Source organism: Brevundimonas sp. KH_025, from assembly GCF_057839885.1.
Window position 1 is genome coordinate 1322779 of the sequence record NZ_CM174501.1, and the last position, 20909, is coordinate 1343687.

18 protein-coding genes and 1 tRNA gene are annotated in these 20909 nt (G+C 67.5%); 8 read left to right on the top strand and 11 right to left on the bottom strand.

All coding sequences use genetic code 11. The features are described from left to right. Positions 1–66 precede the first annotated feature (66 nt). Together AC3IS2_RS06660 and AC3IS2_RS06665 are read right to left on the bottom strand one after the other, a co-directional pair. A complete protein-coding gene (locus AC3IS2_RS06660; protein WP_489199864.1) occupies positions 67–1497 on the bottom strand; it encodes an amino acid permease in 1431 nt (476 codons plus the stop codon). A gap of 151 nt (positions 1498–1648) precedes the next feature. Continuing rightward, the gene (locus tag AC3IS2_RS06665) at positions 1649–4936 is read right to left on the bottom strand and encodes an autotransporter outer membrane beta-barrel domain-containing protein (protein ID WP_489199865.1); all 3288 of its coding nucleotides are present in this window, start codon (positions 4934–4936) and stop codon (positions 1649–1651) included. Between the two features lie 304 nt (positions 4937–5240). On the opposite strand from AC3IS2_RS06665, the gene AC3IS2_RS06670 reads away from it, so the two are divergent. Beyond that, entirely contained in the window at positions 5241–6491 is a 1251-nt protein-coding gene (locus AC3IS2_RS06670) for a glycosyltransferase (protein WP_489199866.1), read from the top strand. Positions 6492–6605: 114 nt separating this feature from the next. On the opposite strand, the gene AC3IS2_RS06675 is transcribed toward AC3IS2_RS06670, so the two are convergent. From AC3IS2_RS06675 to AC3IS2_RS06685, 3 genes are all read right to left on the bottom strand, one after another. Further along, positions 6606–6682 (bottom strand) — tRNA-Asp (locus AC3IS2_RS06675). Positions 6683–6781: 99 nt separating this feature from the next. After that, positions 6782–7339, bottom strand: a complete 558-nt coding sequence (locus AC3IS2_RS06680; RefSeq protein ID WP_489199867.1) for a GNAT family N-acetyltransferase — start codon at positions 7337–7339, stop codon at positions 6782–6784. Then, on the bottom strand, positions 7336–9516 hold the full coding sequence (locus tag AC3IS2_RS06685; RefSeq protein WP_489199868.1) for a S9 family peptidase: 2181 nt from the start codon (positions 9514–9516) through the stop codon (positions 7336–7338). Before AC3IS2_RS06685 ends, AC3IS2_RS06680 begins: the two co-directional genes overlap by 4 nt. A 65-nt stretch (positions 9517–9581) precedes the next feature. Here AC3IS2_RS06685 and AC3IS2_RS06690 point away from each other — a divergent pair, with 65 nt between their 5' ends. Further along, positions 9582–10394 (top strand): trypsin-like serine peptidase, encoded by an 813-nt coding sequence (locus AC3IS2_RS06690; RefSeq protein ID WP_489199869.1) that lies wholly within the window; start codon positions 9582–9584, stop codon positions 10392–10394. 57 nt (positions 10395–10451) lie between these two features. On the opposite strand, the gene AC3IS2_RS06695 is transcribed toward AC3IS2_RS06690, so the two are convergent. After that, positions 10452–12236, bottom strand: coding sequence for an acyl-CoA dehydrogenase (locus AC3IS2_RS06695; RefSeq protein WP_489200111.1), 1785 nt, complete (start codon positions 12234–12236; stop codon positions 10452–10454). Between the two features lie 122 nt (positions 12237–12358). On the opposite strand from AC3IS2_RS06695, the gene AC3IS2_RS06700 reads away from it, so the two are divergent. Both AC3IS2_RS06700 and AC3IS2_RS06705 read left to right on the top strand, forming a co-directional pair. Continuing rightward, positions 12359–12910 (top strand): cytochrome b, encoded by a 552-nt coding sequence (locus AC3IS2_RS06700; RefSeq protein WP_489199870.1) that lies wholly within the window; start codon positions 12359–12361, stop codon positions 12908–12910. After that, positions 12907–13827, top strand: coding sequence for an L-threonylcarbamoyladenylate synthase (locus AC3IS2_RS06705; RefSeq protein WP_489199871.1), 921 nt, complete (start codon positions 12907–12909; stop codon positions 13825–13827). Before AC3IS2_RS06700 ends, AC3IS2_RS06705 begins: the two co-directional genes overlap by 4 nt. On the opposite strand, the gene AC3IS2_RS06710 is transcribed toward AC3IS2_RS06705, so the two are convergent. The 4 genes from AC3IS2_RS06710 to AC3IS2_RS06725 form a co-directional block, all read right to left on the bottom strand. Then, positions 13824–14864 carry a patatin-like phospholipase family protein gene (locus AC3IS2_RS06710; RefSeq protein WP_489199872.1) on the bottom strand — a complete coding sequence of 347 codons (1041 nt, stop codon included), beginning with the start codon at positions 14862–14864 and terminating at the stop codon, positions 13824–13826. The genes AC3IS2_RS06705 and AC3IS2_RS06710 overlap by 4 nt on opposite strands. A gap of 21 nt (positions 14865–14885) precedes the next feature. Then, a complete protein-coding gene (locus AC3IS2_RS06715; RefSeq protein WP_489199873.1) occupies positions 14886–15683 on the bottom strand; it encodes a 3-hydroxybutyrate dehydrogenase in 798 nt (265 codons plus the stop codon). 65 nt (positions 15684–15748) lie between these two features. Then, positions 15749–16522 (bottom strand): peroxide stress protein YaaA, encoded by a 774-nt coding sequence (yaaA, locus tag AC3IS2_RS06720; RefSeq protein ID WP_489200112.1) that lies wholly within the window; start codon positions 16520–16522, stop codon positions 15749–15751. Between the two features lie 94 nt (positions 16523–16616). After that, entirely contained in the window at positions 16617–18032 is a 1416-nt protein-coding gene (locus AC3IS2_RS06725; RefSeq protein ID WP_489199874.1) for an FAD-binding oxidoreductase, read from the bottom strand. A 77-nt stretch (positions 18033–18109) separates the two neighbouring features. Here AC3IS2_RS06725 and AC3IS2_RS06730 point away from each other — a divergent pair, with 77 nt between their 5' ends. Genes AC3IS2_RS06730 through AC3IS2_RS06740 form a run of 3 tightly spaced genes read left to right on the top strand, consistent with a single transcriptional unit; the run spans position 18110 to position 20096 of the window. Continuing rightward, positions 18110–18577, top strand: a complete 468-nt coding sequence (locus AC3IS2_RS06730) for an NUDIX hydrolase (RefSeq protein ID WP_489199875.1) — start codon at positions 18110–18112, stop codon at positions 18575–18577. Between the two features lie 25 nt (positions 18578–18602). Further along, a complete protein-coding gene (locus AC3IS2_RS06735) occupies positions 18603–19634 on the top strand; it encodes an SPFH domain-containing protein (RefSeq protein ID WP_489199877.1) in 1032 nt (343 codons plus the stop codon). 3 nt (positions 19635–19637) lie between these two features. After that, positions 19638–20096, top strand: a complete 459-nt coding sequence (locus AC3IS2_RS06740; RefSeq protein WP_489199878.1) for an NfeD family protein — start codon at positions 19638–19640, stop codon at positions 20094–20096. Between the two features lie 4 nt (positions 20097–20100). On the opposite strand, the gene rnhA is transcribed toward AC3IS2_RS06740, so the two are convergent. Beyond that, positions 20101–20553 (bottom strand): ribonuclease HI, encoded by a 453-nt coding sequence (rnhA, locus tag AC3IS2_RS06745; protein WP_409515770.1) that lies wholly within the window; start codon positions 20551–20553, stop codon positions 20101–20103. Between the two features lie 111 nt (positions 20554–20664). On the opposite strand from rnhA, the gene AC3IS2_RS06750 reads away from it, so the two are divergent. Further along, positions 20665–20883 carry a twin-arginine translocase TatA/TatE family subunit gene (locus AC3IS2_RS06750; protein ID WP_489199879.1) on the top strand — a complete coding sequence of 73 codons (219 nt, stop codon included), beginning with the start codon at positions 20665–20667 and terminating at the stop codon, positions 20881–20883. The last annotated feature ends 26 nt before the right edge of the window (positions 20884–20909 follow it).

Here is a 20909-nt window from a genome sequence, read left to right on the forward strand (position 1 = left end):
TGGGGCGATTTACACCGAGAGGGTCGGCGGTTCGAACCCGTCGCCGCCTACCATTTCCACGCAAAACTAGTGTTCGGGCGAGGCGCGGTCGGCGCTGAACGCCTGTCCCGCCAGGCTGTGGCGACGGCCATAGGCCAGATAGACGGCGACGCCGGCCAGGTTCCAGAACAGGAACCATAGGTGGGTCTTCTGCGGCAGGCTGGCCAGCAGATAGAGGCAGCCGGCGATGGCGATCGGGCCCACGATCCAGGCCAGGGGCGTGCGGAAGCCGCGCGGGGCATCGGGGGCGCGGCGGCGCATGATCAGCATGCAGACCGCCACCGCCGTAAAGGCCACCAGCGAGCCGGCGTTGGCCAGGGCGACGATCTCGTCCAGCGGCAGGAACAGGCTGATGCAGCCGACGATGGCGACCGTGAACAGGGTGATGCGGATCGGACGGCCGCCCTTGGACACCCTGGACAGGCCGTGGGGCAGCAGGCCGTCGCGCGCCATGACGAAGAAGATCCGGCTCTGGCCATAGAAGAAGGCCATGATCACGGTCGGCAGGGTTATGACGGCGGTCACGGCCAGGAAGCGGGCGGCGCCGGGCTGGTTGATCTCGCGCAGGATCAGGGCCAGGGGCTCGGGGCTGTTGGCGAAGCGGATGAAGGGCGTGGCGCCCAGGGCCGCCAGGGCGATGACCGTATAGATGGCGGCGCAGGCGAACATCGAACCGATGATGCCGATGGCCAGATCGCGCTTGGGGTTGCGGGTTTCCTCGGCGGCGGTGGCGATGGCGTCAAAGCCGTAGAAGGCCGAGAAGATGATGGCGGCGGCGGCCATAACCCCGCGCTCGATGCCGTCCTCGCCCATGTTGCGTGCAAAGCCGTAGGGGCTGAAGGGCTCCAGATTGGCGACGTCGAAATGGGGCAGGGCGAACCAGACGAAGACAGCCAGGGCCGACAGCTTCACCACCACCAGGATCATGGTCAGGCTGGCGCTCTTGCGCGTGCCGGCGATCAGAAGGCCCGCGACCGCCAGGATGATGAAGAGGGCCGGCAGGTTGGCGACGCCGCCGGCATGCGGCGCCTGCATCAGGCTCATGGGCACGCCCGCCCAGCCATTCAGCAGGGGGGCGGCGTAGCCCGACCAGCTGACCGCCACGGCGCTGACCACCAGGCTGTACTCCAGGATCAGGCTCCAGCCGATGATCCAGGCGAAGACCTCGCCCATGACCACGTAGCTGTAGGTATAGGCGCTGCCCGAGGCCGGGATCATGGCCGCCATCTCGGCATAGGCCAGGGCGGCGCAGGCGCAGACGAAGCCGGCGATCAGGAAGGACAGCAGGACGGCGGGCCCCGCCTTGTCGGCGCCGATGCCGATCAGGGTCAGGATGCCGGTGCCGACGATGGCGCCGACGCCCATGGCGATCAGATGCGGCCAACTCAGGGTGCGGGCCAGGCTCTGGCCGTCCTGGGGGCTTGCATCAATGCGCTTGCGCGTGTTCCAGCGGCCCATTCGGGGCTCCTGCTTGATGAGTGTCGTGGTCGAATAGAGCCAGAGGCGCTGAGCGATCCATCACAAGAGACTGAGGGCTTTCGATGTCATGCGCTCATGAAAAAGGCCGCCGGGCGAACCGGCGGCCTTTTTCTGTTGAGATCGAGGTCGATCAGAACTTGAAGCTGGCTCGCAGCAGCAGGGTGTAGCGAACGTAGTCTTCCAGAAGTTCCGCATCGCCCGTGATGGCGAGCATGCCTAGTTCGTTGCCGACGTTCAGGCGGAAGCCCAGGATCGGGCCGCCGCCTTCGATGCTGGCGGGATCCAGGGTGAAGGCGTCGCCGCCCGAGGCGAAGCGGGCGATGGTCGTCCCGGCGTCGACCGAGAAGTTCTGACGCCAGCCGAGGCGGACTTCCGGACGGATCCAGCCGTTCTGGCCGAAGCCGTAGCCGATGTTCACGGCGGCCACGCCCGAGAACATATGGCCGTCGCGCTCATCGATCTTCAGATCGAAGCCGTCGCCGCCGCCCTTTTCAGTGCGCGCGCCTTCGCTCAGCGAGAAATACTCGCCGTAGATTTCAGGACGGACGTTCAGGCGGCCGAAGTTGCGCTCATAGGAGGCGCCGCCGGCGGCGGCCAGGGTGAAGCCGTGCCAGTCGGATTCGTTCTTCAGGTTGATGCCGTCGGCGACCAGTTTGCGGGTCGCATTGAACGAGGCGTAGCCGCCCGCAGCCCGCGCCCACGTCGTCCAATACTGACCCTGGGCGCGCCAGTAGAGGCCCAGCTCCAGCAGGTTGGCCGACAGGACTTCCTCGGCCGCAGCCTCGGGATCTTCCAGGTCGGACGAGGTGAATGCGGCGGTGAGGCCGACCGCGCCCATGCCGGTGCCGCGCTCGACGCCGCCGGCGACGCCGAAGCCTTCCGAGCGGAAGCCGTAGGAGTCGGTCTTGTCCTTGTCGGCGTAGAAGTTGATTTCCTGAACCCAGGCGCTGGTTTCGCCGGGCGCGGCCGAGGCGTTGCGGCCGGTCAGGGCGCGGGTCACGGCGTCGACGCCGCTGGCCAGCGAAAGCAGGGGGCCGCCCGAGTGGTCGGGCAGCATCTGCTCATAGATGTCGAAGAAGCCGTCGCGTCCGGTCTGGCCCAGGATGGCGTTGCGGATGGCTTCATTCTTGTCGAGCGCGCCGTAAATCGAGTCATAGGCGGCGGCCTCGACGTCGATCATGCCGGCTTCTTGAGCCGTACGGCGTCGAGCATCGACATAGATGTCGCCGGCGGCGACATCGGCGCCGGCCTTGACGACGAAGGCGTAGGGCGAGTTGGCCTGGATGGCGTCGGCGTCGATGGTTCCGACGTTGAGCGTGTTCGCATCAATGATGGTGAAGCGGGTGGGGTCCTGCAGCAGCGAGTTGAACCTCACGCCCAGGCCGGCGCCGGTGGCGATATTGGCGACGCCGTCGACCTTGAAGCCGCTGTTCATGCCCTTGGCGGGATCGAGGGTGACGATCAGGTCCCCGTCCGCGCCCACGTTCAGCTTGCTGATGGTGGTCACGCCGCTCTGGCGAGCGTCGAGGGTGCCCTTGGAGATGTCGATGTCCAGCAGGCCGTCCGAATTGTTGATCGCGCCGCGAACCACGGCACCGCCCGAAATCGACAGCCGGTCGGCGCCCGCGCCGAACGAGATATCGCCCTGAACCACGCCGTTCTGGATGTCGAGGAAGTCGGCGCCCGACCCCAGCTTGATGTCGCCGAAGGTGGTGGGCTCGCGCGAATCCGTCACGCCGTCGCCGTCAGTGTCCGGATCGGAGGTCGTGGCGGTCCCGGCGATGCCCTTCTGCGTGAAGGTGACGCCGGAAGTGTTGGCGGTGACGTCGATGGCTGTTGCCTTGCCGGTGATCGGGTCGCCCTTGTCGTTCGGCGAGACGGTGGCCTGGATCGACCGCGTATTGGTGATCGACGTCAGGCTGCCGCTGAGATCGGCGATCGCCGTCGTATTGGCGGCGCCGCCGCCCGTCGTGGCGGCAATCGTGCCGTCGTTGTTGATCGACGAAACGTTCGCCCCGGCCTCAATGCGCACAGCCGTGACCTGATCCGCGCTATCGGAGGCGGAAGCGGCGTTGATGGTGCCGGTGTTGATCAGAGTCGGGGTCGTCGCGCCGGCCGCGAAGCGAATCGCGGTGGCGTCGGCCTTGTTGGCGAGAACGGCGATGGAGCCTTCGTTGCGCACGCCGCCTTCAATCGTCACGGCTTGACCGCCGGCGACACCGAACTGAAGCGCCGTGGGCGCAATGTCGTCATAGACGCCGATGCCGAAGATTTCGCCGCGATTGACGAAGCCGTAGGCGTTGTTGCCTGCGCCCGCGAGGCCCAAGGTGACCGTGTTGGCGGTCGATCCGACGACCACGGCAGGGGCCGCGCCGTAGGACGTGACCTTTGCGGCGGCTTCGTTGGCGTCGGGCAGGCCGTCGCCGTCGCGATCCGCGTCCTCGCGGTTCTTGACGCCGTCGCCGTCGTTGTCCTCGTCGCCGTTCTTGACGCCGTCGCCGTCGTCGTCGCCTTCGATCCCGGCGGCGCCATAGGTCGGACCGACGTCGAACAGGACGCCCTTGGCGACGTTGCCGCCGATACGCACGGCCGGTCCGCCCTGGAGCAGGTCGTCGGCGTCGAGGTTCTCGAGGAACAGGGTTTCAGCAGGAACCGTGCCGGTCGTCGGCTTGCTGTTGGGGCGGGTCGTGTAGCGATAGCCGGTCGAGGTGATCGTGCCCTGGATCGCGAGGCGTCCGTCGACAGCGCCGTCCACCGCAACGCCCACTGCATTCTGGCCGCGGGCGGCCACTGAACCCAGGACGCTGACGTTGCCGCTCACGGGGCCGCTGACGCTGACGCCGCGGGTGTTGTCGCCCGTCACGTTGATGTTGCCGAAGTTGGTCAGATTTCCGACCAGAGGCGCTTCAACCGAAACGCCGTAAGAGTTGTTGCCCTCGACCAGAATCGAACCCGACGTCTCGATCAGAATGTCGCCGGTCTTGGCGGCGGGGCCGGTCACGCGCAGGCCGTAGCGGTCCGAGCCTGAAGCGAAGGGGCCGTCGGCGTCGCCGTCCTTGTCGGTGTCCTTGTACTCGTCGATATCGTCGGTGACGCTGATCCCGCCGCCGATGGTGATCGTGCCGGTCGTGCCGCCCAGGGCCAGGATGCCGGTCGAGCCGTTGGCGCTCTTGGCCATCGTGATCGTGGAACCGCTGTCCAGGTCCACGCCGTGGCTGGAATCGACGGTCACGGCGGCGCCGCTCGCAACAGAAACCGAGCCGCCGTTGGCCAGGCGGATGCTGTCCGGCGCCGTGCCTGTGGCGTTGGAGGTCGAAATCGGGGTCGTGCGGGCCGTCGAAATGACCACCTCGGCCTGAGCCCCGGCGGCGGCCATCAAGGGGGCGATCGCCACCGCGGTCGCGAGCAGAATACGCATTAGATAGAAACCCCTCGTGGACACACGCGCAACGACGCCAGCCGCCCGTTTAACAGGCTCGGCGCCACCATGCCCCAAGTTTCTCGAATTTGAGGCGAATGCAAGGCCGGGGGTAGTGCGGCGAAGCTGAACGGGAGATGAAAACCTCTATTCAGCGCCGGTTGGCGCGGGTTCTGAAAAAAGGATGCTTGAGCGGAGCAGTTTCCGGCGCTACGGGCGATTCATGGTGAGTTCCAAACGCGCGCGTCGCATCCAAAGCCGGGCCAGCCGCGTTGCGGCGTCAAACCCGGGAGAAGCCGCCTCGATGAGCATGAGCGATATCGACGTCCAGGAAAGCGAACTTCGCCTGTTTCCTGGGCTGGATGAGGAGGTCGCAGAAACTCTGAGGACGCTGAAGGCGTCGACATCCGATCCGCGGCCGCGACTGGTGGACACGACCATGCTGTTCGCCCCCCGATCCGGCGGCGTGAAGCGCTACCTCCTGTCCAAGAAGGCCTGGCTTGAGGCGAATCGGCCTGCGATCGCTCATACGCTGGTGGTGCCAGGGGCCAAGCATAAGGCAGGCGCGGACGGCATCGTTCAGCTTCACGCCGCCAAGCTGCCGTTTGGCGATGGCTATCGCTGGCCCAGCTCTGTGCGACGCTGGGGCGCCTGGGTGGCTTCGATGAACCCATCCGTGATTGAGGCCGGGGATCCCTATACGCCGGGGCAGGGCGCTCTGGAGGCAGGTCAGAGAGCCGGCTGCCCGGTCGTCGGCTTCTGCCATTCGGACCCGGCGGGTCTGGCGGCGCTGCATTTCGGCGAATGGGCCAAGAAGCCGGTCGAGAAGCGCTGGGCCAGGCTGTTTTCGCAGTTCGACCGCGTGGTCTCACCTAGCCGCTTCATCGCCCGACGGCTGGAAGAGGCGGGCGTCGGCGGCATCGTGATTCGTCCTCTGGGGGTCGAGGTCGACACCTTTCGCCCGGATCGGCGCGACCGCGACTGGCTGTTGAAGAAGCTGGGCCTGGGCGCCGATGCCCGCCTGCTTTGTTTCGCCGGGCGTCCGGCCAAGGAGAAGAACGTCGATGTCCTGATCGACGCGGTGCAACGCCTGGGCGCGCCCTATCACCTGGTGCTGGTCGGGGCCGGGGCTGGGATGCCTCCGGAAGATCGCGTGATCTCGCTGCCCTATGAGAAGGACCCCAAGGCCGTGGCGCGGATCATCGCCAGCTGCGACGCCTTCGTTCACGCCAACGACAAGGAGCCGTTCGGCTTGATCGTGCTGGAGGCCATGGCCTGCGGCCGTCCCGTTGTCGGCGTCAATGCGGGCGGCGTGGCCGAGACGGTCGATTCCAGCGTGGGTCAGTTGGCGCGCTCGGCCGACCCGGCCGACTACGCCGAGGCGATCGAGGCGCTGTTCGAGCGGGACGTCGAGGCTCTGGGCCGGGCGGCGCGGGTCAAGATGGTGGAGCAATTCGCCTGGAACCGGGTCTTTGAGGACCTGTCGATGCTCTATGGCGAGCTGAGCGGGCGACCCGAGTTCATCCTGCCGCAAGATGTCGCGCCGCTGAACTAGCCGCGCGGCGTCGGGCCGCAAAGATGCGCGGCTGCGGATGGCGCTGACGATGCAGTGAGAAGAGAGGCGGCGCCCGTTTTGGGCGGTGTGCGCCATTCTCTTCGCTGAAGAGAATGGCGCGAGTGACGGGGCTCGAACCCGCGACCTCCGGCGTGACAGGCCGGCACTCTAACCAACTGAGCTACACCCGCGTTCCCCTCCGCGAGGAGGAGAAGGGCCGATTAAGGGCGACTCACGATGGGGTCAAGCGCAATGTGCGAAAAGGTCGAAATTAGCTGCGAATTCAGGTTCTAGCGCCCGCAGTCGAGGCCGGGAGCATCTGGCGCGGCGGTCGCGCCGGGGCCGAGCGCCTTCTGCATGAAGACCACGTCGCGCCAGGCGTCGAACTTCCATCCGGCGGCGTGGAATATGCCGACATGTTCGAAGCCGGCGGCGGCGTGCAGGGCGATGGAGCCGGCGTTGGCGCTGTCGCCGATCACCGCCACCATCTGACGCATTCCCAGGGCCTCGCAGGCGCTCAGCAGGGCGTCCAGCAGGGCCTTGCCGACGCCGCGCCCGCGAAACGCCTCGGCCACATAGATCGAGTCCTCGACCAGGAAGCGATAGGCGGCGCGCAGGCGGTAAGGGCCGGCGTAGGCGTAACCCGCGACCTGCCCAATTCCGTCTGGCCCCTCGATCTCGGCGGTCAGAACCGGCAGGCCGAGGGCGGCGGGCGCGGCCAGGCGCGCCCGCATCTCGTCAGCCGACGGGACATCCAGTTCGAACGTCCCCGTGCCGTGCAGTACGCTCTCGGCGTAGATGGCCGTGACGGCGGCCAGGTCGGCTTCCTTGAACGGCCGAACGATCACACCTTTTCCCAGCCCTTTTCGACGGCCCAGACGGCGAAGGCGTAGTCGTGGGCGATGTCCTTCAGATAGTCGAACCGGCCCGACGAGGCGAAGTGGCCCGCCTCCATGTTGATCTTCAACAGCACCGGATTGCCCGAGGTCGTGGCGGGACGCAGCTTGGCCACCCACTTCTCAGGCTCCCAATAGGTGACGCGCGGATCGGACAGGCCGCCAGTCGCCAGCACGGCCGGATAGGGCTTGGCCTCGATCTGATCGTAGGGGCTGTAGCTGAGCATGTAGTCGTAGGCGGCGGCGTCCTCGAGCGGATTGCCCCACTCGGGCCATTCCGGCGGGGTCAGCGGCAGGGAGGTGTCGCTCATCGTGTTGATGACGTCGATGAAGGGCACGCCGCCGATGATCCCGGCCCACAGGTCGGGGCGCATGTTGGTGACGGCCCCCATCAGCAGCCCCCCAGCCGACCGGCCTTCGGCCACGATATTTCCGGCCTTGGTGTAGTTTTTCGCAATCAGGTGGTCGGCAGCGGCGATGAAGTCGGTGAAGGTGTTCATCTTGGTGAAGCGCCGGGCGGTCAGGAACCAGTTCCAGCCCTTGTCCGAACCGCCGCGAATATGGGCGATGGCGTAGATGAAGCCGCGATCCACCAGCGACAGCCGATTGGTCGAGAAGCTGGCCGCCATGGGAATGCCGTAGGAGCCGTAGCCGTAGAGCAGCAGAGGCGCCGAGCCGTCGACCGGCGTGTCCTTGCGGCGCAGCACCGTCACCGGCACCAGTTGACCATCCGAGGCGGGAGCGTTCAGCCGCTCGACCACATAGTCCGCCGAATTGTGGCCCGAAGGGATTTCCTGAACCTTGCGCAGGGTCCGTTCGCGCGACTTGAGGTCGTAGTCGTAGGTCGACGTCGGCGTGGACGGCGAGTTATAGCCATAACGCATGACCGTGGTGTCGAACTCCGACGCCCCGCCCAGCGACAAGGCGTAGGCCGGCTCGTCCACGGCGATTTCATGCTCGGCGCCGGCGCGGTCGCGGATGACGATCTTGGTGTTGGCGTCGGCGCGTTCCTGGCGGCCCAGATAGTCCTTCACCAGGGCGACGCCCTCGATGAAGCGGCCCGGCGTGTGGGGGATCAGGTCCTTCCAGTTCGCCTTGGCGGGCGCGGCTGTCGGTGCCTCGACCACCTTGAAGTCGATGGCGTCGTCAGCGTTGGTGCGGATCACCCAGCGGTCGCCCCAGTGGTCCAGGTCGTACAGGCGGCCTACATGGCGCGGCTCGACCACGACCGGCGTAGCGGTCGGATTCGCGCCCGCAATGATGCGGCCTTCCGAGGTTTCCTGATTGCCGATGCCGATGATGATGAAGGCGTCGTCGGCGGTGCGGCCGACGCTCTGGAACATGCCGTCGTCGGTTTCCTCATAGACCAGGGTCGTCTCGCCGCCGCGCGCCGGACGGCGGAAGATCTTGTCCGGGCGGCCGTTGTCGTCGCGGTTGGTCCAGAAGATCCACTGGCTGTCCGGCGAGAAGGTGAAGTTCTCGGTCGCCGATTCGATGGGCTCAGGCAGGACCTCGCCGGTCGCCAGATCCTTGACGTAGATCTTGAAGACCTCGGACCCTTGCGCGTCCTCGGCATAGGCGAACAGGGCGTGGTCGGGGCTGTGCTCGACAGCCGAGACCTCGGAATAGGCCTTGCCCTCGGCCAGCTTGTTGCAGTCCAGCAGGATGGCCTCGCCATCGGTTTTGCCACGCGGGCGACGGCAATAGAGCGGGTGCTGGTCGCCGGTGTTGTAGCGGACGTAGTATTCCCAGGCGCCGTCGGGTGCGGGGACGGAGCTGTCGTCCTCCTTGATGCGGCCCTTCATCTCTTCGAACATCGCGGCCTGCAGCGGCAGGGTCGAGGCCATGATGGCTTCGCGATAGGCGTTCTCGGCGGTCAGGTGTTCCTTGACGTCGGCCTTGATCAGCGACGGATCGCGCAGCACGGCCTGCCAGTTGTCGTCCTTCATCCACTGATAGTCGTCGGTGCGAACCCGGCCCAACTGTTCGATGCGGACGGGGACCTTCTTGGCGACGGGCGGGACAGGCAGGGACATCGAGGCTCCGGTAGGGGTCTGGCGGGCGAGGGCGGGGGAGGCGGTCGCCAGTGCGGCGGCGGCGGTCGAGACGATCAGTTCGCGGCGATTCATGGCGTCAGCCCCCTGTATGGTCGGGCGGACCTTGTGCGCGCGGACGACCGGCGTCAAATGTCCCGATGATCACTTCGGATACTCCGCCCGAACCGCCCGTCGCCGTGGCCGCCCCTATGGAATGGGACCTGACCCTGGGTCTGATCAGCGCCACGGTGCAGATCGACCAGCCGCTGAATGAAAGCACACGCAAGGTCGGCACCGGCTTCCTGATCTCGGCGCCGCGGCCGGACGGCGCGCCGCGCGTGGTTCTGGTCACGGCGGCCCATGTCCTGAACGTCATGCCGGGATCGGAAGCGCGCATCGGCTGGCGCACCGCCGAAGCCGACGGGGCGTGGAAGTTCGCGCCCGCGGGTCTGACGATCCGGGGCAGCGCCGGCGCCCCGCTGTGGACGCAGCATCCCGAACGGGATGTGGCGGTCATGGAGATCACCGCGCCGGACGCCTTCGCCCAGGCCGCCATTCCTCTGGGCTGGCTGGCCGACGGTGCGACCCTGGATCAGTGGCGCGTGGGACCGGGCGACGAACTGATGGCGCTGGGCTTTCCGCATGGACTGGCGGCCAACAAGGCGGGCTTCCCGATCCTGCGCCTGGGCAGGATCAGTTCCTGGCCGCTGACGCCGATCCGTCACTTCCCGATCTTCCTGCTGGATTTCGCCGTGTCGCAGGGCAACTCGGGCGGCCCGGTTTTCTGGACGCCCGCCGTGCATCGTCGCCCCGGCGCGCCGACGCCTGACCACCCCTACATCGCTGGCGTTCTGGTGCAGGAAGTGCAAGGCGGCGGCGAAGGGCTGGAGCTGGGCGTCGTCGCCCACGCCCAATATGTGCGCGAGGCGATCGCCTTGCTGGATCAGCCCGCCGCCGTATCCAGGCCGTAGCGCCACATCCTGCAACTCCGGGAAGGCACGATGCGCCTTCCCGCTGATATTGCGATCTTAGCCCGCCAGGGCCTCGACGCTCAGGCCTTGCAGCAGCTCTCCGCCCTGGCCCACGGCGGCCAGACGGCTGGAGACATGGCCCAGCACGTTGGCCGCGTAGAGTTCGTAGAGGTCCAGCTTGCCTTGCAGCCAGACGGGGTCGCCGTTTCCGGCGGCTAGCCGCGCCTTGGCCGCCAGCGCGCCCTTGGCCAGCATCCAGCCGCCGACCACGTCGCCCAGCAGCTTCAGATAGGCGTCAGCGCCGGCCAGAACGTCGGCGGCGCCGTCGGCGGCGGCCTTGCGGTCCAGCAACCACAGGGTGGCGTCCTCGACGGCCTCGATGGCCGTGGCGAAGCGTTCGACCGGCTTGCCGACATAGAGGCGGTCGATCTGAGCCAGGGTGTCCTTCATGTCCGCGATCAGGGCCTTGGCGGAATCGCCGCCGTCCATCGACAGCTTGCGGCCGACCAGATCCATGGCCTGGATGCCGTTGGTGCCTTCGTAGATCGGGGTGATGCGGGCGTCGCGATAGTATTGGGCCGCGCCGGTCTCCTCGATGAAGCCCATGCCGCCGTGGACCTGGACGCCCAGCGAGGCGACCTCGCAGCCGACGTCGGTGGACCAGGCCTTGGCGATGGGGGTGAACAGGTCCTCGCGGCCCTTCCACAGCTTGCGCTCGGCCTCGGTCGCGGCGTGTTTGGCCAGGTCGGTGGCGACGCCGGTGGACAGGCAGATGGCGCGGGCGGCGGCGATCTTGGCCTTCATGACGCCCAGGGTGCGGCGCACGTCGGGATGGTCGAAGATCGGCGCGTTCTTCTCGCCGGTCCAGACGCTGCGCCCCTGACGGCGCTCCAGCGCATAGGCCAGGGCGTGCTGATAGGCGCGCTCGGCGACGCCGACGCCCTCGACGCCGACGGCCAGACGGGCGGCGTTCATCATCACGAACATATGGGCCAGGCCCTCGTTCGGACGGCCGACCAGTTCGGCGCGGGCGCCTTCATAGGACATGACGCAGGTGGGCGAGGCGTGGATGCCCAGCTTGTGCTCGACGCCGACCGGGTGGAAGGCGTTGCGCTCGCCCAGCGACCCGTCGGCGTTGACCGCGAACTTGGGCGTCAGGAACAGGCTGATGCCCTTCGGCCCTGCCGGGGCGTCGGGCAGACGGGCCAGCACCAGGTGGACGATGTTGTCCGTGGCGTCGTGGTCGCCCCAGGTGATGAAGATCTTCTGGCCGTTCAGGGCGTATGTCCCGTCGCCGTTGGGCGTGGCCGTGGTGGTCAGGGCGCCCAGGTCCGAACCTGCGTGGGGTTCGGTCAGCACCATGGCGCCGGTCCATTCGCCCGAGACCAGCTTGGTCAGATAGGTGGTCTTCTGGTGCTCGGTGCCGACCTGCTCCAGCGCCTCGATCGAGGCCAGCGACAGCATGGGGCAGAGGCCGAAGGCCATGTTGGCGGAGTGGACGGTCTCATAGGCCGCCAGCTCCAGCGCCTTGGGCAGGGCCTGGCCGCCGGCCTCGACCGAGGCGGTCAGGCCGGTCCAGCCGCCTTCGGCGAACTGCTTGTAGGCGTCGACGAAGCCGGGGGCGGCGGTGACGGCGCCGTTGGCGTATTTGGCGCCGGCCAGATCGCCGGGACGGTTCAGCGGGGCCAGCACCTGTTCCGAGAACTGGCCTGCGGCCTCCAGCACCGCGCCCATAACGTCGGCGTCGTAGTCGGCGAAGGCGCCGGTGGCGGCGACCTGATCAATGCCGGCGACGGCTTCCAGGGCGAAGGCGAGGTCACGGACGGGGGCGCGGTAGCTCATGGCGGTCTCCAGAATCTTCAACATGCTTCTGACGCCCGAGCCGTCGTGGATGCAAGGGCGCTTGGACTTTGGTCGCGGTTCGCGCCAATCTCTGCCCCAATGCCGTCGCGGAAGGAAAGACCTTGGCCGAGCCCCGGAACCGCTATTCGACCGTTTCGCTGATCCTGCACTGGACTATCGCCCTGGCTGTGGTGGCCCAGGTGGCGCTGATCATGGCGCATGAGGCGACCGAGGGGCCGCTGTCGCGCGAGTTCGTGCAGATGCACAAGGCGGTCGGCCTGACCATTCTGGTCCTGACCCTGGGGCGAATCGGCTGGCGGCTGGCCAATCCGCTGATCGCCCTGCCGGTCCAGATGCCGAAGTGGGAGCGGGTTCTGTCGCGGACGACGCAGATCGCCTTCTATGTCGTGCTGCTGGTCATGCCGCTGACCGGATGGCTGGCGTCGTCGGCGGGCGGGCGTGAGATCAGCTGGTTCGGCCTGTTCCAATGGCCCCTCCTGCCGGTCGGCGGCGGGCGCGAGGCGGCGGGCCAGTTCATGGACGTGCATGAGATGGTGGCGAAGCTGCTCTATCTGCTGATCCTGCTGCACGTCGCGGGCGCGCTGAAGCATCAGTTCATCAACCGGGACAATGTGCTGCACCGCATGATCCCGATCATCCCGCGCCGGCCATGAAGGGCGACACCCCCGAGATCGCGGCCGAGGCGCTGAAGACCGGTCGGCTGGTCATCCTGCCGACCGAGACCGTCTATGGGCTGGCGGCCGACGCCTCGAACCCGCAGGCGGTGGCGCGCATCTTCGAGGCCAAGGGAAGACCGCGCTTCAACCCCTTGATCGCGCACGTCGCCAACGGCCTGGACGCCGAGGCGATCGCCGTGTTCGACGACCGGGCGCGCGCGCTGGCCGAGGCCTTCTGGCCCGGTCCGCTGACCATCGTGGCTCCGGTTCGGGACCGCGAGCGCGTCTGCGATCTGGCGCGCGCCGGTCTGGACAGCGTCGCCGTGCGCGTGCCGGGGCATCCGCGCGCGCGAGCCGTGATCGCGGCCTTCGGCGGGGCCGTGGTCGCGCCTTCGGCCAACCGCTCGGGGCGGCCCAGCCCCACCACCTATGCCGATGCGCTGGAGGAAACCGGCCATGCGGTCGGCGCCGCCGTCGACGGCGGTCCGTGCGCTGTGGGGGTCGAGAGCACGGTCGTTTCGGTGCTGGACGGCGTCGTCGCCCTGTTGCGCCCCGGATCGGTGACGCGCGAGGAGATCGAGGCTGTGGTCGGTCCGCTCGCCGAGAGCGGGCAGGGGCATCGCTCGCCCGGCCGGCTGGCCCTGCACTACGCCCCCGACGCCCCGGTGCGGATCGAGGCCGAGGCGGCGAAGGATGGCGAAGTCCTGCTGGGCTTTGGCCCCGGCGTCGGCGAGCCGCGCTGGAGCCTCAGTCCGACGGGCGACCTGCGCGAGGCGGCGGCCAATCTGTTCCGCCTGCTGCGGGAAGCGGACCGGACCAAGCCCAGGGGCATCGCCGTGTCGCCCATCCCGCACAAAGGGTTGGGCGAGGCCATCAACGACCGGCTGCGCCGCGCGGCGGGGTTTGTCGGCTAGAGGAAGCGGGCCTTCAGATCGACGCTGGAAGCCTTGCCTACCTGGGGCGCGCAGGTTTCCAGCCACTGCTCCGCCGCCTGACGGCCGCGCGACTTCAGGTCGTTGAGGAAACTCCATTCCGTGTCGAACTTGGTCGACAGCGACAGGCTGCCCAGCCAGTCGTCGACCTCGATCGCGTGCATGCGGACGCCGCGATAATGGTCCTCGTTGTGGCTCAGCCTGCCCTCGGCGATCAGGTCCTGAACGAAGGCCACGGCGCGTAGTTCGGCGACCAGCGGGGCGTTGAACAGGATCTCATTTAGGCGGTCCATGATCTCGCCCGCCTCGCGCGGGGCCTCGTCGCGGACGAAGGGGTTCAGGGGCAGCAGCAGGATGTCGTCGGGTGTGTCGGCGTAGAACAGCGGCCACAGCGCCGGGTTAGCCAGATAGCCGCCGTCCCAATAGAATTCGCCCTCGATCTCGACCGCCTGGAACAGGTGCGGCAAGCAAGCCGAGGCCAGCAGGACGTCAGGGGTGATCTCGGCCGAGCGGAACAGGCGCGACCGCCCGGCGCGGACCGCCGTGGTCGAGACGATCAACTGAATGTCCGAACCCCGCACCGCCTCGAAATCGACGGCGGTCTCCAGCACCCGTTTCAGCGGGTTCAGGTTGAAGGGGTTGAACGAATAGGGGCTCATGGACAGGGCCAGGGTCTCGCCGGCCTTCCACATCGGGCTTTCCTTGAGCCAACCCGGCGTCAGGGCCTTGGACCAGATGGCGCTGTCGCCGAAGACGTTGCGGCCGCCGGACTGGTTGACCTCGCGCCACAGCTTGTCGAGGACGGCGCGGCCGCCCGCTGCGCCATCCTGCGCCAACCCGGTGATCAGGGCGGCGGCGTTCATCGCGCCCGCCGAGGCTGCGGTGACGGCGCGAATGTCGAGGATGTCGGCCTCCAGCAGCCGGTCCAGCACGCCCCACTGAAAGGCGCCGTGCGAGCCGCCGCCCTGAAGCGCGAGACAGACGGGGTGACGATGAGGGCGGGATTTTGACTTGGCCATCATCCGCCCCTGTTCAGGTCGCTATTGCGCGGTCCAGCCGCCGTCGACCGAGTAGTGGGACCCGTTGGCCGAGGCCCCGAGGTCGGACACCAGATAGAGGAAGATGCCCGCCAGTTCGTCGGTCGTGACGAACCGCTTGGTCGGCTGCGAGCCGAGGATGACGTTCTTCATCACGTCTTCGGGCGTCATGCCGCGCGTGCGGGCCTGATCCTCGATCTGCTTGGCGACGATGGGAGTCTCGACGAAGCCGGGGCAGATGGCGTTGCAGGTGATGTTCTGTTGCGCCAGTTCCAGCGCCACGGTCTTGGTGAAGCCGATCACGCCGTGCTTGGCGGCGACATAGGCCGACTTGAACGGGCTGGCCACCAGGCCGTGGGCCGAGGCGATGTTGACGATGCGGCCGCGGCCCTGGGCCTTCATGATCGGGATCGCCGCCTTGGTGGCGTAGAAGGTCGAGGACAGGTTGATGGCGATGATCTTCTCCCACGCATCGGCGGGGAAGTTCTCGACGGCTTCGACGTGCTGGATGCCGGCGTTGTTGACCAGGATGTCGAGGCGGCCCAACTCGCGGTGAGCGGTGGCGACCATGTCGGCGATCTGATCCGGCTGGGTCATGTCGGCGGGGTGATAGAGGACGCGCACGCCCGTCTCGGCGGCCAGAGCAGCGCGGGTCTGTTCGATGACAGCGGGATCGCCCAAGCCGTTCAGCACCACGTCGCCGCCGCATTGCGCGACGGCGCGGGCCAGCGCCAGGCCGATGCCGGAGGTCGAGCCGGAGACGACGGCGACCTGGCCCTTGAGATCGTTCATGGCGAACATGCGGTGAGAACCCGTGGAATAGCTATGCTGCAACGCAGCCTAACCGCAGTCGTTCAATCTGGCGATCAGGAATTTCCTTCTCTGATGAATATCCAGTCCGCCTCGGTCGAAAGCGCCTTGTCGAAGCGGTAGCCGTCGCGGTCGAAAGCCTTGAGATCGGCGGCCTTCTCGATGCGGTTCTCGATGGCGTAGCGGGCCATGGCGCCGCGCGCCTTCTTGGCGAAGAAGGAGATGATGCGGGCCTCGCCGTCCTTGCGCTCCTTGAAATGGGGCGTGATGACCGGCAGCTTCAGCGCCTTGGCGTCGACGGCGCCGAAGTACTCCTGGCTGGCCAGGTTGACCAGGGTGCGGTCGGGCAGGGGCGCCGCGTCTTCGTTCAGGCGCAGCGAAATGCGTTCGCCCCAGAAGTCATAGAGGTTGGCGCCGCGCTTGGTCTTCAATCGGATGCCCATCTCCAGCCGATAGGGCTGGATGGCGTCCAGCGGGCGCAACAGGCCGTAGAAGCCCGACAGGATGCGCAGGTGATCCTGGGCCCAGTTCAGATCGGCCGGGGCCAGCGAGCGCGCGTCCAGCCCGTCATAGACGTCGCCGGCGAAGGCGAAGACGGCCTGCAGCGCGCCCTCGGCCGTCTCGTTGTCGAAGGCCTGGAAGCGTTCGTAGTTCAGGTCGGCCAGGGCGTCGGAGATCGACATCAGGCGGCGCAGGTCGGCGCGGCTCAGCTTCTTCGTGACCTTGGCCAGCTCCGCCGTTTCGTCGGCGCATCGACGCGGGGTCGAGGCCACGTCGAGGGCAGGGGGCGTGAAGTCCAGCCGTTTGGCCGGGGACAGGACGATCAGCAAGGCGACACAGGCTCCGAAGCATCGGGAAGCGGGCCTCATAGGCCGCTTCCGTGACGATTTGAACCGTCGGCGGCGTCACATTCGGTCGTGAGGCCTAGAAGAGGACCGCCGGGTTCATGATCCGCTGCGGGTCGATGGCCTGACGGATCGCCTGCATGGTCGCGATCTCCAGCGGAGACTTGTAGCGGCGCGCTTCTTCGGTTTTCAGCCGTCCCAGCCCGTGTTCAGCCGAGATCGAGCCGTTGTAGCGGGCGACGATGTCGTGGACGATTTCGGAGCCTTCCATCCAGCGAGCGATGAAGGCAGGGACGTCCTCGCCGACGCCGGGGATCACGTCATAGTGAAGGTTGCCGTCGCCGACGTGGCCGAAGACCGAGACCCGACAGCCGGGGTGGAACTTCTCGACCGCCGCCGTGGCCTCATCGATGAAGTCCGCGATCTGCGACACCGGCACCGAGACATCGTGCTTCCAGCCGCCGCCCTCGGGCTTCAGGCCCGCCGAGTGTTCTTCGCGCAGACGCCAGAAGGCGGCCTTCTGGGCGTCATTCTGGGCGATGGCGGCGTCGATGATCAGGCCTTCCTCGAAGGCGTTGGTCAGCAGCCGCTCCATGGCCGAATCGGCGCCGCCGGGCTCGCCCGAGGTCAGCTCGATCAGGACGTACCAGGGCGGGGTCGTTTCCAGCGGCTCGCGCGTGTCGGGAATGTTCTTGAGCACCAGGGCCATGCCCAGACGCTTCATCAGCTCGAAGGCCTCGACCCCGCCGCCGGTCTCGGCCTTGGCGCGGGCCAAAAGGGCGACGGCGGCGTGGTGGCTTTCCAATCCGACGATGGCCGTGGCGCGGCTGCGCATGATGGGGAAGAGCTTCAGCGTCGCCGCCGTGACGACGCCGAGGGTGCCTTCGGCGCCGATGAACAGTTGCTTCAGGTCATAGCCGGTGTTGTCCTTGCGCAGGCGCTTCAGGCCGTTGAACACCTGACCGTCGGGCATGACGGCCTCGATGCCCAGCACCAGGTCGCGCATCATGCCGTAGCGCAGCACCGCCGTGCCGCCGGCGTTGGTCGAGATGACGCCGCCGATGGTGGCCGAGCCCTCTGCCGCGAGGCTGAGAGGGAAGAAGCGGTCCTTCTCCTTGGCCAGTTGCTGCGCCTCCAGCAGGGTCACGCCGGCCTCCAGCGTCATGGCGTCGTCCAGCGGCGTCACGTCGCGCACGGTGCGCAGCTTGCGCGTGGACAGCAGGACTTCGCCGAACGGAATCTGGCCGCCGACCAGGCCGGTGCCGCCACCCTGGGTCACGACCGCGACGCCGTGACGGGCGCAGATCTCGACAGCCTTGGCTACGTCCTCGGTCGTGCGCGGCTGCAGCAGGATCGGCGTCTCGCCCGTCCAGCGTCCGCGCCATTCGGTCAGCCAAGGCGCCATGTCGTCGGCGTCCGTGGTCCAGGCGCCGGGCAGGGCGGCCTTGAGGTCTTCCAGAGCGGCAGGGAGGGCGGCGGACGTGGGGAGGGTCATATCCGCCTTGTGGCAAAAGGCGTGGCGTGGTGGAAGCGCAAAACCCTGCCTCCAGGCGGTCAATTCGCGGAGAAAACATGATTCCGGTCCCGGCCGTCGGCGTGGTCTGCCTGAAAGGCGACGAGGTCCTGCTGATCCGGCGCGGCACGCCGCCGCGTCAGGGCGAATGGAGCCTGCCGGGCGGCCGAATCGAGCCGGGCGAGCGCCTGGCCGACGCCGCCCTGCGTGAACTGCGCGAGGAGACGGGCGTTGAGGCCGAACTGATCGGCCTGATCGACGTCGTGGACGGCCTGTTTCCCGAGGCCGGGCGGCACTACGTCCTGATCGACTATGCGGCGATCTGGACCGGCGGCGAGCCGATCGCGGGCGACGACGCGGCCGAGGCGGCCTTCGTGCCGTTTGACGAGGCGCTGCGGCGGGTCGACTGGTCCGAGACGCGGCGGATCATCCGACAGGCGCGCGCCATGGCGGCGGATCGTCGCGCTGACGGCCTTGTCATCGCCAGTGAACCGGATTCGGTGGCGTCGGGACCAGGCGACCGTTAAGCTCCGCTCTCAACCGGAGGGGCTTATGGATTTCTCACTTATCTTCTTTGTGGTGTTCGCGGCCTTCGCGATCATCTTCTTGTTCAGCGTCATCAAGATCGTGCCGCAAGGCCGTGAATTCACGGTGGAACGCTTCGGCAAATACACCAAGACGTTGAAGCCGGGCATCAGCATCCTGACCCCCTTCGTCGAGCGCGTCGGCAAGCGCATGAACATGATGGAGCAGGTGCTGGACGTCCCGACCCAGGAAGTCATCACCCGCGACAACGCCGTGGTGAAGGTCGACGGCATCGTCTTCATTCAGGTGATGGACGCCGCCCGCGCCGCCTATCGCGTGGACGACCTGCCCTACGCCATCGCCCAGCTCTGCATGACCAATCTGCGGACCGTGGTCGGCTCGATGGAGCTGGACGAGGTGCTGTCGCAGCGCGACGCCATCAACACCCGTCTGCTGCACGTCATCGACGCGGCGACCGAGCCGTGGGGCGTCAAGGCCAACCGGATCGAGATCAAGGACCTGACGCCGCCCGCCGACATCACCAACGCCATGGCGCGTCAGATGAAGGCCGAACGCGAACGTCGCGCCGTCGTCACCGAGGCGGATGGCGAGAAGCAGGCCGCGATCACCCGCGCCGAGGGCGCCAAGCAGGCGGCGATTCTGGAGGCCGAGGGCCGCCGCGAAGCCGCCTTCCGCGACGCCGAGGCCCGCGAGCGCGAAGCCGAGGCCGAGGCCAAGGCGACCGCCATGGTGTCCGAAGCCATCGCGCGCGGCGACGTCAACGCCATCAACTATTTTGTGGCCCAGAAGTACGTCGAAGCCTTCGCCGAGCTGGCCCGCAACCCCACGGCCAAGACGGTCATCGTTCCTGCCGAAATGGGCGGTCTGGTCGGCACCATCGCCGGTCTGGGCGAACTGGTCGGTCTGGCCAAGGAGCAACAGCAGGGCCGCACGGACGTTCGCCGCGACGCGCGCCCGGCCCCGACGCCGGCCTCGGCGCCGCCCGCCCGCCCCGCCACGCCGCGTCGCCCCGGCGGCGGCGTGCCGACCACGGAGTAGCGCATGGACTGGATCTTGAACCTCTACGCCGCCCAGCCCTTCTGGCTTTGGCTTGCGGTGGGCGTGGTGCTGCTGGCCATCGAGGCAGCGGCCTCGACCGAATGGCTGCTGTGGCCCGCCGTCTCGGCGGGGCTGGTGGCGTTGATTTCGGCGCTGGCGCCCAATCTGGGCCTGCCGGTCGAGATCGGGATCTTCGCCGCCCTGACGGTCGTCTCGACCGTCCTGTCGCGTCGCCTGATCAAGCGGGTGAACCCCGGGGGTGAGCCCGACATCAACGACCGCGATCTGCGCCTGGTCGGCGAGCGGGCGCAGGTGGTCGAGGCCTTTGTGGACGGTCGCGGCCGGGTCTTCGTCTCGGGCGCCGAATGGCCGGCCGAGATCGAGGGCGCGGCGCCCCTGGCGGGCGAAAGCGTCGTGGTCGAATCGGTGGACGGGGCCCACCTGCGGGTGCGCCCGGTCTGAGGCTCTAGCGGCGTCGCATGTCGTCGACGCCGCGATTCGCGAGGGCGTCGGCCCGTTCGTTCAGGACGTGGCCGGCGTGACCCTTGACCCAGTGCCACTTGACCTCGTGGCGGCTGCGGGCCTCGTCCAGGCGGCGCCACAGGTCGTCGTTCTTGACCGGCTTCTTGTCGGCGGTTTTCCAGCCGCGGGCCTTCCAGCCCCGGATCCACTCGGTGATGCCCTGCATGACGTATTTGCTGTCGGTGTGCAGATCGACGCGGCAAGGACGCTTCAGGGCTTCCAGCGCGGCGATGGCGGCCATCAACTCCATGCGGTTGTTGGTCGTGTTGGGCTCGCCGCCCCACAATTCCTTTTCGTGACCGCCGCCGGTCTGCAGGATTGCGCCCCAGCCGCCGGGGCCAGGATTGCCCTTGCAGGCGCCGTCGGTGTGAATGATGACGTGATCGACCAGACTCATGGCGGGATGCCTACAGCGTCCCTTGGCGCGCCGCCATCAGTCAGCCTATATGACGCATAACAATCAGTCGGACGGGACCGGGCGTAGTCGGTTCCTTGAGGAGGTAACGCCATGGGCTCATTTAGCATTTGGCACTGGGCCATCGTCATCGTCGTCGTCGCCCTTCTGTTCGGCGGACGCGGCAAGCTGTCCGGCATCATGGGCGATGCGGCCAAGGGCATCCGCGCCTTCAAGGACGGCCTGAAAGACGACGGTGATTCCAAGGGGCCGAAGGAAGGCGTCAGCTCGCTGCCGCGCACCGAGGCCGAAAAAGAAGATCTGAACCGCTGATCGCGTTCGCGGAAAGACGCTGAATC

Bases quoted from the DNA above. Each gene is read 5' to 3' on its own strand.
- AC3IS2_RS06665 (WP_489199865.1), bottom strand. From the start codon at position 4,936: ATGCGTATTCTGCTCGCGACCGCGGTGGCGATCGCCCCCTTGATGGCC.
- AC3IS2_RS06670 (WP_489199866.1), top strand. From the start codon at position 5,241: ATGAGCATGAGCGATATCGACGTCCAGGAAAGCGAACTTCGCCTGTTT.
- AC3IS2_RS06660 (WP_489199864.1), bottom strand. From the start codon at position 1,497: ATGGGCCGCTGGAACACGCGCAAGCGCATTGATGCAAGCCCCCAGGAC.
- AC3IS2_RS06710 (WP_489199872.1), bottom strand. From the start codon at position 14,864: ATGGCCAAGTCAAAATCCCGCCCTCATCGTCACCCCGTCTGTCTCGCG.
- AC3IS2_RS06725 (WP_489199874.1), bottom strand. From the start codon at position 18,032: ATGACCCTCCCCACGTCCGCCGCCCTCCCTGCCGCTCTGGAAGACCTC.
- AC3IS2_RS06750 (WP_489199879.1), top strand. From the start codon at position 20,665: ATGGGCTCATTTAGCATTTGGCACTGGGCCATCGTCATCGTCGTCGTC.
- AC3IS2_RS06740 (WP_489199878.1), top strand. From the start codon at position 19,638: ATGGACTGGATCTTGAACCTCTACGCCGCCCAGCCCTTCTGGCTTTGG.
- rnhA (WP_409515770.1), bottom strand. From the start codon at position 20,553: ATGAGTCTGGTCGATCACGTCATCATTCACACCGACGGCGCCTGCAAG.
- AC3IS2_RS06735 (WP_489199877.1), top strand. From the start codon at position 18,603: ATGGATTTCTCACTTATCTTCTTTGTGGTGTTCGCGGCCTTCGCGATC.
- AC3IS2_RS06685 (WP_489199868.1), bottom strand. From the start codon at position 9,516: ATGAATCGCCGCGAACTGATCGTCTCGACCGCCGCCGCCGCACTGGCG.
- AC3IS2_RS06715 (WP_489199873.1), bottom strand. From the start codon at position 15,683: ATGTTCGCCATGAACGATCTCAAGGGCCAGGTCGCCGTCGTCTCCGGC.
- AC3IS2_RS06705 (WP_489199871.1), top strand. From the start codon at position 12,907: ATGAAGGGCGACACCCCCGAGATCGCGGCCGAGGCGCTGAAGACCGGT.
- AC3IS2_RS06730 (WP_489199875.1), top strand. From the start codon at position 18,110: ATGATTCCGGTCCCGGCCGTCGGCGTGGTCTGCCTGAAAGGCGACGAG.
- AC3IS2_RS06690 (WP_489199869.1), top strand. From the start codon at position 9,582: ATGATCACTTCGGATACTCCGCCCGAACCGCCCGTCGCCGTGGCCGCC.
- AC3IS2_RS06695 (WP_489200111.1), bottom strand. From the start codon at position 12,236: ATGAGCTACCGCGCCCCCGTCCGTGACCTCGCCTTCGCCCTGGAAGCC.